Origin of the sequence: Streptomyces sp. NPDC051576, assembly GCF_040681835.1 — a bacterium.
Lineage (GTDB): Bacteria > Actinomycetota > Actinomycetes > Streptomycetales > Streptomycetaceae > Streptomyces.
In genome coordinates this window covers 12,478-26,995 of the sequence record NZ_JBFAZO010000014.1, presented here as the reverse complement: position 1 = coordinate 26,995, position 14,518 = coordinate 12,478, and the positions used below count along the sequence as shown (strand labels likewise).

Here is a 14,518-nt window from a genome sequence, read left to right as displayed (position 1 = left end):
GGCGGGTCGCGGCGGGTGACGCTGAACGATGTCGCCTCGGCGAGCGGGGTGTCGCGGGCCACCGTGAGTTTCGTCCTGAACGACGATCCGAACCAGACGATCTCGGCGGCGACGCGCGAGCGGGTCAAGGGCGCGGCCCGCGATCTCGGCTACGTCCCGCACGGGATCGCGCGAGCCCTGCGGGAAGGCTCCTCGCGGATCGTCGTACTCAACATCGAGTGGGGTCTTGAGGGCAACTACTCGCGCAGCTACGTCCGCGGCCTGGACGACGAACTCGCCGCGCACGACCATGTGTTGCTCGTAAGGCACGGCCACTCGGCGCCGCAGTCGACCCAGCAGATCCTGGACACCATCGCGCCCCGCGCCGTACTCCGCTTCGCCGAGCCCTACCTGAGCGGCTACGAGCCCGACGAGGAGGACTGGCGGACCGGCTTCGCCGCCCACGCCGCCCTGCAGATCGGGTATCTGGCGGACCGCGGCCACACCCACATGGGGATGGCCCTGCACGGCCACGACTATCCGCTGACCGAACTGCGCCTGCGCTTCGCCCGCGCGACCACGGACCGGCTGGGGCTGCCTCCATTGACGCCCTTCGTCGTGCCCCGACTGAGGGAAGCCGGAACGGAGGCCGTCAGGGCGTTCCGCGCCGCGCACCCGGAGGTGACGGCGGTCGCCGCCTTCGACGACGACATCGCGCTGCGCACCGTGACCGCCCTGCTCGACCTCGGGTTGGGCGTCCCCTCCGACGTGGCCGTCATCGGCTACGACGACACCGAGTACGGCGCCCTGGTCACCCCCGCGCTCACCACCGTCCGTATCGACGCCGAGGCCCACGGCCGCATCGCCGCACGGGTCGCCCTCGGCCTCGACCCGGGCGGCATCACCGGGGCGCCGGGGCGGGTCATCGAACGCGGGTCGGCCTGAGCCGTGGGGCAGCACATCAAGGCGACCGGTAGGGCATCCATACGTTTCGGTACTCGGCGGGTAGCGGATCCGCGCGGTGGGGCCGACTCTCCGGCATCATCGAGTCGTTCCGCGTCCACGCCACCCAGGAGCCGTCCATGTCCCGTTCGGAAGCCCGCGTCGCCACCGACCGACCGCAGCGCTACGCCAAGCAGCTCGCCTCGCACCTGGGCCGCCGCAGCGAGACCAGTTGGGACGAGGAGACCGGCGAGGGCCGTCTCGTCTTCCAGGACGGCACAGGATCGCTGACCGCCACCGAGGGGGCGCTGCTGCTCGCGGTGGAGGCGGAGCCCGAGTTCCTCGACCGGCTGGAGGACGTGGTGGGCCGGCATCTGGTCCGCTTCGGCACCAAGGACGAACTCGTCGTCGAGTGGCGCCGCGACACCGGCGAACCCGGCACCAGCCAGCGCGGCACGGGCGAGCCCGGCGCCACCGGCTGAGCGCGCCGCGTCAGGACACGCAGCCCACGTGCGCCAGCGCCTGCTTGAGCAACACCCCGTGCCCGCCCGGCATCTCGCTGCGCAGCGCCTCCGAGGCCGCCTCCTCCGGGCTGAACCAGACGAGGTCGAGGGCGTCCTGCCGGGGCCGGCAGTCACCGGTGACCGGGACGACGTAGGCGAGCGACACCGCGTGCTGCCGGGGGTCGTGGTACGGGGTGACGCCGTGCGTCGGGAAGTACTCGGCGACCGTGAACGGCTGCAGCGAGGTCGGGATGCGCGGCAGCGCGACCGGGCCGAGGTCCTTCTCCAGGTGACGCAGCAGGGCGTCACGGACCCGCTCGTGGTGGAGCACGCGCCCGGAGACGAGGGTGCGGCTGACGGTGCCGTCCGGGCCGATGCGCAGCAGCAGTCCGATGCTGGTCACCTCACCGCTGTCGTCGACGCGGACGGGAACCGCCTCGACGTAGAGGATCGGCATGCGCGCGCGTGCCTGTTCGAGGTCGTCGGCGGACAGCCAACCGGGCGTGGTGTCGGTCATGTCAGACATTGCTTGATCATACTTTCAGTGTCCGTCGGATAGCCGGTAGACCCGGCGGGCATTGTCCGCTCCCGCCCAGCGCGCCAGTCGCAGCGCGTCGGGCAGGCCCAGTTCGTCGGCGTCCACCCAGTCCTGGAGGAGATCCCCCAGACCCCGGCGGAACGCCAGCGCGCCGAGCCCGTAGAACTCGGCGAGACCATAGGCGTCGGAGCTGTACAGCAGTTTGCGGAACGGTGTGATCTCCAGTGCCTCCGCCAGTACCGCCCGAGCCCGGACCGGACCTACATGATGCAGGGTGAGCCCCACATCCAGGTACACCTGCTCGAAGACGGCGGCCAGGTAGCCGGCCTGACGCTGATAGGGCCAGCAGTGCAGCAGCAGCACCGGGATCGTGCCGGAGGTCAGGTGCAGCCAGTCGGTGAGCAGGGCGGGGTCCGTGCGGTGCAGACGGAGGTCGTTGTCGCCGAAGCCCGTGTGCAGTTGGAGGGGGAGACCCAGGTCGACCGCGGTCCACAGCAACTCCCGTACCAGCACCGGGTCTTCGAGCCGCCCGCCGCGGGCCAGCCAGTCCCGGGCCGCCCGTGTCACCTCCTCCGCCGAGGGCCTGGCCGGGTCGAGGGCGAACCCGGTCCGGTACGCGGCCACCGACTTCACCCCCACCACCCCCGGCCGCCGCACCGCGTCCAGCGCGGCGGCCCGGAACGCGTCGGCGTACCCGTCCGCCTCGACGCCCCGCGCGGCCACGGACTCCGCGACGGCCTCAAGTCGTACGACCTCATGGGCGACCGCGCCGGCCGCCTCGGCGAGTTCGGCGGGCGGGGTGACGGAGTGCGGGGCGAACCCCGTGTCGACGCAGAACACACCGGTCCGGGCGGCGGCCAGGAACCGCCGGTTGACCTCCTCCGGCCCCAACTCGGCGCGCCGGGCGAGGTAGTGGTCGGCGGGCGTGTGCCGCTCCAGGTCCAACAGGGGTGCGCAGTACCGGCGTACGGCGATGCCGACCGGGCTGTCGAACGGTGAGATGCCGCTGCCGGGCCAGACGTCCCCCTCGGTGAGCAGCGACTCGAAGGCGGGCCGGTCCAGGTCGCCGGTGACGACTCCGTGGCAGTGGTGGTCCACCAACTCCACTGCGGCGAGCGCCTCGTGGACCGGCCCGGCGCCCACCGTCAGTACCTCCAGCGGTACGCCGCCGCCACCTGCTCGTCGTCCAGCCCGTCCACGGCCGCGATCTCGCCCTCCCGTACGGCGATGACGGCGTCGGCGAGGACCGTCCCCAGCGCGGCCCGCAGCCGCTCGTCCCCCCGGAACTCCGCGACGGACTCGGCCAGGGAGGTCGGCAGCCGGCGTACGCCACGGGCTTTCGCCTCGGGTGCGCCGAGGTGCGCGGGGTCTCCGGTGGTCTCCTCGGGCAGGGTCGCGGACGTGGTGAGGCCGTCGAGGCCGGCGGTGATCAGACAGCCGAGGGCGAGATAGGGGTTGGCGGCCAGGTCGACCGGCTTCACCTCCAGGTTCGCCGCCTGGGCGCGCTGCCCGGCCGTACCGGTGACCACGCGCACCGCGGCCTCGCGGGTCTCGCGGCCCCAGGCGGTGAACACCCCTGCCCACTGGGAGGGTTGGAGGCGGAAGTAGCTGGCCGGGCTCGGCGCGGTGATCGCGGTGAGGGCCGGGAGGTGGGCGAGGACACCGGCGGCGAAGGACTCGGCGTCGGCCGTCATGCCGTGGCGGCGCTCGCCCCCGGTGTGCAGGTTCGTGCCGTCGCGCCAGGCCGAGAGGTGGACGTGCCCGCCGTTGCCGACCCCTTGCGCGAAGACGGCCGGTGCGAACGAGGCGCGCAGGCCGTGCCGTTGGGAGACCGCGCGGACGGTCTGCCGTACGAGGACACTGCGGTCGGCCGCCGCCACCGGGTCGAGCGCGCCCACCGACAGCTCGAACTGCCCGGCGGCGTACTCGGGATGGAACTGGTCGACGTCCACGCCCTGTGTCGCCAGGGCGGACAGGAGGTCGGCGCCGTAGTCACTCAACTCGACCTGTCGGGTGGCGCCGTAGGCCGGACCCGAGGTGGCGGGGACGAACCCGCCGTCGGGCGCCGAGTCCAGGCCGAGTGCCCACTCGATCTCGATGGCCGCCCGGAAGGTGAGCCCGTGCCGCTGTTCCGCGTCCGTGACGACGTGGCGCAGGAAGGTGCGGCTGCATCCGGGGTGCCGGTCGCCCTCCTGGGTGATGCGGTCGACCGGGGCCCAGGCCCAGCCGGGCTGTCCGGCGAGCACGGCCAGGTGGTCGAGGTCGGGGTACAGGCGCAGATCGCCGTCCGGTGAGCCGAGGACGTCGGTGGTGACGATCGAGTCGTTCGCCAGGAACGTGTCGAAGACCGGGGACATGCCGACGCCCCACGCGCCGGCCGCCGCGAGCCTCGCGGTCGGGACCGTCTTCACCCGGCCCACGCCCGCGGTGTCGACGTAGGCCAGGACGATCCCGTGCACCCCCCGCCCGGTCAGCTCCGCGGCCAGCGCGGTGGCGCGCTCGACCTCGCCGGGACGGCCGCCGGGCAACGGGTCGGCAAGGGTGGTCATACGTCCTCCACGGTCGCGTCCTGGGCGGTCGGTGTCGCCGTCAGGGTTTCACGGCGACCGCTCCGAACTGCGGTACCGCGGACGGGGAGTCGGAGTCCGGGCGCCACTGGGAGCACGGCACCAGGCCGGGGTCCAGGAGGTCGAGGCCCTCGAAGAAGGCGGCGACGTCCGCGCGGCTGCGGGCGGTGATCGGGGGAGTGGCGTTCTCGTTCCAGAACTCCATGGCCGGGATGTTGCCCTCGCCGCCGAGGTCGGCGTCGAAGGTGGGATGCGTGAGGACCAGGAAGCTGCCCGAGGGGACCGAGGCCATGACGCTGCGTACCGCCTCCCGGGCCTCCTCGGTGTCGAGGATGAAGTTGAGGATGCCCAGCATCATGACCGCGATGGGACGGTCGAAGTCGAGGGTGTCCGCGGCCCGTTGGACGATCGACGCCGGGTCGTGCACGTCCGCGTCGATGTAGTCGGTGACGCCCTCACGGGTGCTGGTCAGCAGGGTGCGGGCGTGGATCAGCACCAGCGGGTCGTTGTCGACGTACACGATCCGCGCGTCGGGTGCCACGCGCTGGGCGATCTCGTGCGTGTTGTCGACGGTCGGCAGTCCGGTGCCGATGTCGAGGAACTGCCGTACCCCGCGCTCTCCGGCGAGGTACCGGACCGCGCGGCCGAGGAAGTCCCGGTCGGCGCGGGCCACTTCACGGATCACCGGGAACATTCCGGCGACGTGCTCGCCGACCCGCTGGTCGATCTCGTAGTTGTCCTTGCCGCCGATCCAGTAGTTCCAGACGCGCGCGTTGTGCGCCACTCCGGTGTTGAGCCGGGTCGGTCCCTCTGCCGGGGTGTCGCTGTCACTCACGTCCTGGCTCCTTCTCGCCCGCGTTGCCGTCCCCGCCATTGTGCCGTCAGGTGATCACCGGGCCCAAGCGTTCGCGAGGATCGGGCCGAATCTTCTTCGGGCCCACCTTCGGGAAGGGCGAACCGTCAGTCCTGGTTGCCGGGTTGGGCGGGCGGTGTCTTCCCCGCCAGTACGTCCTTCAGGTGCGCGGTGCCCTGCCGGACGGCGAGTTGGGTGGTGTCGGACTCGGTGCCGGCGAGGCCGCCGGACGTGACGGTGATCGCGTCGGTGCCGACCCGGACCACGGCCAACTCGAGGGTGAGCGTGGTCGGTTCGGTGCCGCCGGTGCCGGTGACGGTCACCTGGAGACCCTGGCGGGCGTCGCCCACGGAGGGCACCGGGTTCTCGATCACCTGGACCGTGCGGTGCCCGCCCTTGGAGTCGGTCGCGGTGAACTGGTCGCACTTCACCGGCAGGGTCTTCAGCCAGTTCAGGGAGGCGCCGAGCCGGGCCCGGTCGTAGGCGGCGACCTGGTAGAGCAGCCGGGACTCGCGCTGCTCGAATCCGGCCAGCGCGGACGCGCCGGACGGCTGGCCGAGCAGATCGTCGTCGTACAGCGCGTCGAGCAGTCTCTGGCAGTCGGCGGCGTTCGTCTTCGCGGTGAGCAGTGCGGCGACGTCGACCTTGCCGATGGACAGTTCGTCGCCCCAGTCGGCGGCGTTCTTCACCTGGTTCCAGTTGTCCTCCAGATCGGCCTCGGTGATCAACGCGGCCTTGGCTCCCGCCTCGGTGAGGACGGGCGCGGCCGACCCGTGGGGCGAGGCGAGCGAGGACTCGGCGGCGAGCGGGGAGGCGGCGACGTCCGCACTGCCCCCGCCACCGGAGCAGGCCGCGCAGGTCAGCAGCGTGCCGACGGCCAGGGCGGAGGCGAGCACACGGACGGCGCGGGAGGACGGGCGAGGTCGCATGGCGGGGGCCTCCAGGGGGAGCGGCGGGTCCCCTCAGCGCACCACCGGGTCGCCCGGCCCTCCAGCGCAGGGGGCCGTTCGGGTGAGTCACGGTGGGTCAGGGCGTCCCGTCGTCCGGCGGGTCGGAGTGCGGGTGCGGACGGTGTTCGTGCTCCGCCCGTCGCGCCCGTTCGGCTTCGGCGAGCCCGGCCGCCAGCACCCGCACCCTGCGCCCGCCGCACTCGGGGCAGATCGCGTCGGCGAGGGGCGACCTCAGAGCCCTCCCCTCCTCGTCGACGTACTCCTGTGTGGTCAGTCCGAAGGCGTCGGTCGGATTCGTGAAGAACATGACCTGGAAGGTGGCCTCCCAGGAGTGGCCGCAGTCTCCGCAGGTGAACGCGAAGGTCTCCGGCACGGCTCGGGGTTCCGCGTTCATCGCGGGTCCTCCGTCGAGTGGGCGGGGAAGCGGGGCCCTCAGCGGACAACACCGCACGTCGTACGGCAACTCGAACGCCCCGCCCGGCATGCCCGCCCCCCGGCCCGCCCCGACACTGGACCCAGGCCCCGGCCACCGTGACGCGAAGGAGTGACCATGCTGCCCGGATTCCTCACCAGGGCGGTCGAGTTGCTGCTCGGCAAGGAGGGCCGCTCGCTGCACCTGAAGGCGGCGGGCGCGGCGACAGCGGTGCTCGGCGTGGTGATGCTCGTCGGTTCCTGGGCGGTGGTCGCAGCCGAACACGGTGCACGCGGCGCCAACTTGACGACGTACCCGAGGGCCCTGTGGTGGTCGATCGAGACGGCGACCACCGTCGGCTACGGCGACTTCTACCCGGTGACCCTCTGGGGCCGCGTCGTCGGCTCGGTCGTGATGGTCGTCGGCATCACCACCTACGGCCTGGTCACGGCGGCCCTGGCCACCTGGTTCGTCGGCCGGGAGCAGCGTCGCCGGCATCATCTCGCACACGGGGCACAGGAGTTGGGGGAGGAGGCCGCCCGCGCCCTGCACGAGCGCTTCGACCGGCTGGAGCGGTTGCTGGCCGGGCGGAACGAGAACCCCTGACGGCTCAGCCGAGGGCGCCGAAGGCCTCGTCCAGCAAGTCTGTGAGGTCGAGCCGGCCCTCGGCGGCGGTCCAGTGGTCGAGGGCGACGTTCAGACAGTCCAGGGCGGCCGCCGCCCGCACCGAGTGAACGAGTGCCGTGGCGTGCGAGGACCCGTCGCGCTCGGCGAGCGCCCGGGCGAGAGCCGGCCGCCAGCCGAGCTGCTTCTCCAACTGCCGTGCGCACAGGGCCGGTGTGTCCAGGACGAGACGGGTCATCGCCAGGGAGCTGACCGGGTCCTCGCGGTAGCGCTCCAGCACGGTGTCCAGCGCGCGGCGCAGCGCGGTCCAGTCGTCCTCGGCGGCGGGGCGGGCGCGCAGCGCGTCGGCGACCTGCCGGCCATGGGCGTCGAAGGCGAGGAGAACCGCGTCCTCCTTGGTGCCGAAGTAGCGCAGGAACGTGCTCCGGGACACCCCGGCCGCCGCCGCCAGATCGTCGAGGGTCACCTTGTCGAAACCCTCGCGACGGAACAACTCGAAGGCCACCTGAGCCAGTTCGGCCCGTACGGCGGCCCGTGCGATGTCTCTCGTGTTCGTCCGCGCTGCTCCACTCACCCCGCGATCCTACCTCTGGCCTGACCCTCACTTGCAGTCGTGATTCTCAGTGGCTAGCGTGACACTCAGTTTCACAAGAGATGTGCAGGCTCAAGAGAGGCAGGACACCCATGTCCCGGATTCGGACGCTCGGGCTCATCGGCACCGGCATGATCGGCAGCGCAGTGGCCCGCCTCGCGGTGGCCGGCGGCCTCGACGTCGTACTGAGCAACTCGCGCGGCCCGGAGACCCTCGCTGACCTGGTCGCCGAACTCGGCGCCCACGCCCGCGCGGCCACCCCCGAGGAGGTCGCGCGGAACGCCGACCTGGTGGTGGCGACCATCCCGCTGAAGGCCTACGACCGGCTTCCGGCAGCCGCGCTCGCGGGCCGGACCGTGATCGACACGATGAACTACTACCCGGAGCGCGACGGCGCCTTCGCCGCACTGGACGCCGGTGAGGCGACCTCCAGCGTCCTGGTGCAGCGGCACCTGGCCGACTCGCGCGTGGTCAAGGCGTTCAACAACATCGACTTCCGCCGCCTGTTCACCAGCGCCCGCCCGGCCGGCGCCGCCGACCGCAGCGCCCTGCCCATCGCCGGCGACGACCCGACCGCCAAGGCGGAGGTGGCCCAGCTCCTCGACGTCCTCGGCTATGACACGGTGGACATCGGCACCCTCGCCGACAGCTGGCGCAGCGAGCCGGGCACCCCGGTCTACGTCCACCCGTACATGGCGGCGCGGCCCGAGGGCCTGAACCAGGAGGAGGCGGGCCGCTGGTTCTTCGAGACGCCGGGCGTCCCGGTGCCCGCGAGCCGGGTGAAGGAACTCGCGGACAGCGCCGCCCGGGGGCCGGTGGGCGGCTCCCGGGCGGCGATCCTCGGAGACTGAGGCTTTCCTAGGGGGCCAGCGGCAGCGCCGGGAAGGTGTACCCCTCCCACAGTCGCCGCGAGGCCTCCTCCGGGTAGGCCGTGACGACCGGTTCCGCGTCGAGCACCTGCACCGGCCGGTGCTCGGTGTCGTACGCGGGCCAGCCCGGGTCGCCGGTGCGGGCGAACGCCGTCCAGGACGCGCGGAAACGGGACGACAGGGCGAGGGCCTCGGGGGAGGGCTCGACCTCGGCGAACAGCAGATTGCCCAGGTCGGCGGTGAACGTGCCGAACAGCAGCGGGATGTCGAGGCCGTGGCAGGCGCCCAGGACACCGCCCAACCCCGGGGCGGGCCAGGTGAGTTCGTAGACGTGCGCGCGTCCGCCGCCGGCGAGCTGTGCCTCGGCCAGGTGCAGCGAGGGCATGTTGAACAGCCAGTCGGTCTGGACGCGTTCGTACAGTTCGCCCGCCGAGGCGTCCGGGAAGGCGGCGCGGTAGGCCTGTTCGGCGTCCGGGCCCGGCCCGAACCGGCGCAGTGCCGTCGCCGCGTCCTCCTCGCCGAGCTGCCCGAGCCGGCCGGCGAGAACGACGAACAGGCGGTACTCGTCGCGGTTGTGACCGACGATCAGCTCCACGTCGCGGGCCGCCCCGGCCGCCAGCCCCTGCCAGGGCGTGGTGGGCAGCACCTCGCCGTCGACGACGGGCGAGAAGGGGGTCAGCGTGTGCACCACCGATCCCCACCGGTCCTCGTGCTGGGTCATCTTGGGCGCCAACGCCTCGCCCAGCGCGGGCAGTTCACGCGGGTCGACGGTCGCGAGGTCGGTGGCCGTGGGGCGCAGTCCGGCCTCGGCGGCCATCGCGGCCGCCATGTCCGCGGCCAACTCGTCGGAGAAGAAGGTGCCCGGCACGCTCTGTGCGATGGCCCGCCGGAACAGTCCGGCCGCGCTCGGCATGACCAGCAGCGCGGCCACCGAACCGGCACCGGCCGACTCCCCGAAGACCGTGACCTGTTCGGGGTCACCGCCGAACGCCGTGATGTTGTCCCGCACCCACTCCAGCGCCGCGACCTGGTCGAGGAGCCCGCGGTTGGCGGGCGCGCCCTCGATCCGTGCGAACCCCTCTATCCCCACACGGTAGTTGAGGGTCACGACCACGAGGTCGCCGTCCCGCGCGATGTGCTGTGCGTCGTAGCCGGGGCTGCCCGAGTGCCCCAACTTGTAGGCGCCGCCGTAGATGTACACCATGACCGGACGACGGGCCGCCGAACCCGGCTCCGGTGTCCACACGTTGACGGTCAGCCAGTCGTCGCCCGTCGGCCCCTCCAGCACACCGGTGCGGCCCTGGATCCCGGACTCCTGCGGGGGCGGCGGCCCGAATTCGAAGGCGTCCCTTACGCCCTCCCAGCCGCGCACGGGACGCGGTGCCTGGAACCGGTCCTCCCCGACGGGGGGTTCGGCGAACGGGATGCCGCGGAAGACGGCCAGCCCGTCCTCCAGCCGTCCGCGCACCGCACCGGCGCCGAGACGCACCACGGGCTCGGTGGAATCGGCCGCGGTGTCAAGGGAGTTGGGTGTCGTCATCGTTGACTCCTCGCTGTGTGCCGGTGGAACGACAGGGTGCGCGGTCGAGCCGCGGAAGGTCGCCGCCCCGCGTGGTGCGGGACGGCGACCGTCGTGCGCTCGGTGATCAGAATGCCTTACGCCTTGGCCTCGGAGACCTCGGGGGTGGCGGCCGGTGCCTCCTCGGCCGGGGCTGCGAGGGCCGTACGGCGCTTGGGGATCAGGGTGGCGAGGAAGAAGGCCAGCAGTGCGGCCCCGGCCCCGATCGCCATGACCACCTTGAAGCCGTTCTCCGAGGGGAGTGCGGTACCGCCGAAGTCCGTGGTCATCTGGGCGAGGATCACACCGGCGATGGCGCTGGCGAAGCTGGTGCCCAGGGACCGCATCAGGGTGTTGAGGCTGTTCGCCGCGCCGGTTTGGGACGGGTCGACCGCGCCCATGATCAGGGCGGGCAGCGCGCCGTAGGTGAAGCCGACGCCCGCGCCGATGATGCAGGAGACCAGGATGAGGTGCCAGACCTCGGACATCAGCAGGATGTTGAGGGAGTAGCCGCCGGCCACGATCAGCGCGCCGATCATCAGGGTGACCTTGGGGCCCTTGGCCCGGGTGACCTTCGCGGACACGGCGGACATGGCCATCATGACCAGGCCCTGCGGGGCGAGCACCAGGCCGACCGTCAGCATCGACTTGCCGAGGCCGTAGCCGGTCTGCTCGGGCAGCTGGAGGAGCTGGGGCAGCACCAGGGACATCGCGAACATCGAGAAGCCGAGGGCGATCGAGGCCAGGTTGGTGAACAGCACCTGCGGCTTGGCGGTCGTCCGCAGGTCGACCAGCGGCTGCGCGCTGCGCAGTTCGTACCAGCCCCAGGAGAGCAGGATCGACACGGCGGCGATACCGAGGATCAGCGTGGTCGCGCTGGTCCAGCCCCAGTCGGAGCCCTTGGAGATCGCGAGCAGCAGCGAGACCAGTCCGGCGGAGAGCCCGAGGGCGCCGACCAGGTCGAAGCGGCCGCCGGTGCGGACCTTGGACTCGGGCACGATCAGCAGGACCAGCAGGAAGGAGACGGCGCCGAGGACGGCGGAGGTCCAGAAGAGGATGTGCCAGTTGTAGTGGTCGGCGATGAAGGCGGCCGAGGGCAGACCCAGGGCTCCGCCGACGCCGAGCGAGGCGCTCATCAGGGCGGTGGAGCCGGCCAGCCGCTCGCTGGGCAGCACGTCACGCATGATGCTGATGCCGAGCGGGACGACCGCCGCGGCCAGACCCTGCAGCGCGCGGCCGATGACCATCGGGACCAGCGAGTCGGCCAGGGCGCAGACGATCGAGCCGGACACCAGCAGGACGATGCTGGTCAGCAGCATCCGGCGCTTGCCGAACATGTCGCCGAGCCGGCCCACGACGGGGGTGGCGACGGCGGCGGCCAGCAGGGTGGCGGTGACCGCCCACGCGGTGTTGGACGCGGAGGCGTCCAGGTACTTCGGCAGCTCCGGGATGATCGGGATGACCAGGGTCTGCATCAGCGAGACGACGATTCCGGCGAAGGCCAGCACCGCGACCACGGCGTTCGACCTCGGCGGAGCGGAGGAACCCGCTTCGGCGGGTCGGGCAAGGGCGTCGGACATGGCAGGGCCTCCATCAAGAACGGGCTGCGACGATCGGGGACAAGCTGACTTGCTTGACTCACACAACCATAATGAAATTGATTGAGTTAAGCAAGTGCATTCTGGGAGTGGCTCTGGGAGTGGTTCTGGGGATCGCTCTGGGTGTAGGAGAGGAGCGGCAGTTCGGTGACCACCTCGAAGCCGCCCTCGGGCCGGTGTCCGGCCTGGAGCCGGCCGCCCGCGGACAGCGCCCGCTCACGCATCCCGATGACGCCGTAGCCGCCGCTCGGCGCGGGGGAGGAGGGCGCCTCCGTACCGCCGTGATCGGTGACGGTGATGCCCAGTCGGTCGTGGGAGTAGCTGAGCCGCACCTCCGCCGAGCCGGTGCCCGCGTGCTTGGTCACATTGGTGAGCGCTTCCTGCACGATGCGGTACGCCGTGAGGTCGACGCCGGCGGACAGCGGCTGCGGCCTGCCCTCGGTGCTGACGGTGACGGACAGCCCGGCGGGCTCGAACGAGGCGGCCAGGTCGGGCAGTTGGGCCAGTCCGGGGGCCGGTCCCGAAGGGGACTCCGAGTCCTCCGCGTGGCGCAACAGGCCCACGGTGGCCTTGAGTTCGCGTACCGCCGACCTGGTGGTGCCGGCGAGTTCACCGGCGATCCGCTCGGCCTCCTCGGGCCGCGTGCGCAGCATCCGGACGACGGTGCCGGCCTGGAGGTTGGCCAGCACCAGATGGTGGGCCACGACGTCGTGCAGATCGCGGGCGATCCGCATGCGCTCCTCGGTGACACGGAGCCGCGCCTCCTGCTCCCGGGTCCGTTCCGCGTGTTCGGCACGGGCCTGCACGGCTTCCAGATAGGCCGCGCGCAGCCGGGTCGTGGTGCCGAGGGAGGTGGGCAGCAGCAGCCAGAAGGCCGGGCCGACCAGCTTCAGCACCAGCGGTTCCCCGGTGGGGGCGACGAACAGCGTGGTGGCGACCAGCAGGGCGATGCCGGCGAAGGTGAAGACGTTCGCCGTGGTCCGGTCCGAGCGCAGGGCCAGCGCGTGCAGCGCGACCATCAGCGGACCGATCAGCAGGGCGGTGAGGACGTAGCCGAGCCCGGCCACGGCCAGGGCGCAGCAGAGGGTCACGACCACGGTGGTGCGCGGGTGGGTGCGGCGCCACAGCAGGGCGGCGCAGCCGATGCCCGCGATCAGTACGCCGGGCCACCACGGGACGTCCAGGGTGCGGCCCGGGAGCGTGAGGACGCTGCCGGGGAAGGAGCAGGCGAAGAAGGTGGTGGCGACGACCAGGTCGACGGTACGGGGATGGCAGCGCAGCAGCCGCTGCAGGTCGTGGATCATGGAGTGGGGGTTCCTGTCCGAGAAGGCCGGCCGTCCGTCGGGTGCCGCGGCCGTCCGCGGCACCCGACGCGCCCGCGGCTACTCGTCGAAGGTGACGACGATCTTCTCCGCCGCGCCCGGCGTCAGCGCGAGCTCGAAGGCGTCCTCGACCTGGGCGAAGGGCACACGGTGACTGATCAGCTTGGCGAACCGCTCGTGGTGCTCGACGATCTCCCGCGTGACCTCGAAGATCTCGGTGGGGTAGCCCTGCGAGGCGATCAGCGTCAGTTCGCTGCGCAGCATCCCGCCGAGGTCGATGTCGGCGCCCTTCTTCTGTACGGCGACCATGACCAGCTTGGCGCCCCACTTCGCGGAGTCGACCGTGGTGTTGACGACCGCGGCGACGCCGGCGGCGTCGATGTAGATGTCGGTGCCGGGGCGGGGCTGGCCGAGCGCGTTGGCGGCCTGACCGTGCAGCTCGGTCAGCCGGGCGGTGACGTCCTCCTCGGCGGAGTTGATCACGGCGTCCGCGCCGACGGCGAGCGCCGTCTCCAGGCGGGAGGGGATGACGTCGGCGACGACGACGTGCTCGACCCCGCGCAGCTTCAGCCAGATCGCCGCGCCCAGGCCGATGGGCCCGGCGCCGAAGACGACCACCTTGTCGCCGGGCTTCGCCTCGGAGCGGTTGACGGCGTGCCGGGCCACGGCCATCGGCTCGTTGAGCGAGGCGACGTCGAAGGGCACGGTGTCGGGGAAGACGGTGACGCTCTTGCCGATTTCGCAGTCCTCCAGGAGGAGGTACTCGCTCAGAGCACCGTGCTTGCCGCCGCAGCCGATGATCCCGGAGGGGGAGCCCTGCGGGTTGACGACCACCCGGTCCCCGGCCTTCAGACCCTCGACCTCCGCGCCGACCTCGATGATCTCACCGGCCGGCTCGTGTCCGAGGGGGATCGGCGCCATGGCGCCGCCGGGTCCGAAGGGGCCGCCGCCGATGTGCAGGAAGAAGGTGTCGGTGCCGCAGATGCCGCCGGCGCGGATCTTCATGAGGGCGTCCTTCGGCCCGGGCACGGGCCGCTCGACGTCCACCACTTCGATCTTGTCGACGGCGCCGGTCTGCACGGACTTCATCGTGGCCATGTGGGGGCTCGCTTTCCATGTGCGTGAGGAGTGTCACCGGCCCCGGCGGCGGACGGGGGGAGTACTCCGGCCGCCGGGGCCGGTGACTGCGCCGTACTCCGTCCCCACGGCCT

15 protein-coding genes are annotated in these 14,518 nt (G+C 72.0%); 4 read left to right on the top strand and 11 right to left on the bottom strand.

What is annotated here, in order from left to right; translation table 11 throughout:
• Positions 1-15 precede the first annotated feature (15 nt).
• Positions 16-924, top strand: a complete 909-nt coding sequence (locus AB0M63_RS37320) for a LacI family DNA-binding transcriptional regulator (RefSeq protein WP_355920140.1) — start codon at positions 16-18, stop codon at positions 922-924.
• A 137-nt stretch (positions 925-1,061) separates the two neighbouring features.
• Entirely contained in the window at positions 1,062-1,403 is a 342-nt protein-coding gene (locus tag AB0M63_RS37315; protein ID WP_366022482.1) for a DUF2218 domain-containing protein, read from the top strand.
• 10 nt (positions 1,404-1,413) lie between these two features.
• On the opposite strand, the gene AB0M63_RS37310 is transcribed toward AB0M63_RS37315, so the two are convergent.
• From AB0M63_RS37310 to AB0M63_RS37285, 6 genes are all read right to left on the bottom strand, one after another.
• Positions 1,414-1,941, bottom strand: a complete 528-nt coding sequence (locus AB0M63_RS37310; RefSeq protein WP_355920266.1) for an NUDIX hydrolase family protein — start codon at positions 1,939-1,941, stop codon at positions 1,414-1,416.
• Between the two features lie 24 nt (positions 1,942-1,965).
• Entirely contained in the window at positions 1,966-3,105 is a 1,140-nt protein-coding gene (locus AB0M63_RS37305; RefSeq protein WP_366022481.1) for an amidohydrolase family protein, read from the bottom strand.
• Between the two features lie 2 nt (positions 3,106-3,107).
• Complete coding sequence (locus AB0M63_RS37300) at positions 3,108-4,511, bottom strand: glutamine synthetase family protein (protein WP_366022480.1); 1,404 nt, start codon at positions 4,509-4,511, stop codon at positions 3,108-3,110.
• Between the two features lie 40 nt (positions 4,512-4,551).
• On the bottom strand, positions 4,552-5,364 hold the full coding sequence (locus AB0M63_RS37295; protein ID WP_355920152.1) for an SAM-dependent methyltransferase: 813 nt from the start codon (positions 5,362-5,364) through the stop codon (positions 4,552-4,554).
• 125 nt (positions 5,365-5,489) lie between these two features.
• The gene (locus AB0M63_RS37290) at positions 5,490-6,311 is read right to left on the bottom strand and encodes a hypothetical protein (protein WP_366022479.1); all 822 of its coding nucleotides are present in this window, start codon (positions 6,309-6,311) and stop codon (positions 5,490-5,492) included.
• A gap of 97 nt (positions 6,312-6,408) precedes the next feature.
• Positions 6,409-6,726, bottom strand: coding sequence for a hypothetical protein (locus AB0M63_RS37285; protein ID WP_355920158.1), 318 nt, complete (start codon positions 6,724-6,726; stop codon positions 6,409-6,411).
• 156 nt (positions 6,727-6,882) lie between these two features.
• On the opposite strand from AB0M63_RS37285, the gene AB0M63_RS37280 reads away from it, so the two are divergent.
• On the top strand, positions 6,883-7,350 hold the full coding sequence (locus tag AB0M63_RS37280) for an ion channel (protein ID WP_355920161.1): 468 nt from the start codon (positions 6,883-6,885) through the stop codon (positions 7,348-7,350).
• Between the two features lie 4 nt (positions 7,351-7,354).
• On the opposite strand, the gene AB0M63_RS37275 is transcribed toward AB0M63_RS37280, so the two are convergent.
• Positions 7,355-7,942: a TetR family transcriptional regulator gene (locus AB0M63_RS37275; RefSeq protein ID WP_366022478.1), complete on the bottom strand. Its 588-nt coding sequence runs from the start codon at positions 7,940-7,942 to the stop codon at positions 7,355-7,357.
• A 110-nt stretch (positions 7,943-8,052) separates the two neighbouring features.
• Between AB0M63_RS37275 and AB0M63_RS37270 the strand changes: the two genes are divergently transcribed.
• A complete protein-coding gene (locus tag AB0M63_RS37270; protein ID WP_366022477.1) occupies positions 8,053-8,811 on the top strand; it encodes an NAD(P)-binding domain-containing protein in 759 nt (252 codons plus the stop codon).
• A 7-nt stretch (positions 8,812-8,818) separates the two neighbouring features.
• Here the strand turns inward: AB0M63_RS37270 and AB0M63_RS37265 are convergent, their stop codons facing one another.
• From AB0M63_RS37265 to AB0M63_RS37250, 4 genes are all read right to left on the bottom strand, one after another.
• Positions 8,819-10,369 carry a carboxylesterase family protein gene (locus AB0M63_RS37265; RefSeq protein WP_366022476.1) on the bottom strand — a complete coding sequence of 517 codons (1,551 nt, stop codon included), beginning with the start codon at positions 10,367-10,369 and terminating at the stop codon, positions 8,819-8,821.
• Positions 10,370-10,485: 116 nt separating this feature from the next.
• On the bottom strand, positions 10,486-11,967 hold the full coding sequence (locus AB0M63_RS37260) for an MFS transporter (protein WP_355920173.1): 1,482 nt from the start codon (positions 11,965-11,967) through the stop codon (positions 10,486-10,488).
• Positions 11,968-12,053: 86 nt separating this feature from the next.
• Positions 12,054-13,289, bottom strand: coding sequence for a sensor histidine kinase (locus AB0M63_RS37255; RefSeq protein ID WP_366022475.1), 1,236 nt, complete (start codon positions 13,287-13,289; stop codon positions 12,054-12,056).
• A gap of 78 nt (positions 13,290-13,367) precedes the next feature.
• Positions 13,368-14,405 (bottom strand): zinc-binding dehydrogenase, encoded by a 1,038-nt coding sequence (locus tag AB0M63_RS37250; protein WP_355920179.1) that lies wholly within the window; start codon positions 14,403-14,405, stop codon positions 13,368-13,370.
• Positions 14,406-14,518: the final 113 nt, after the last annotated feature.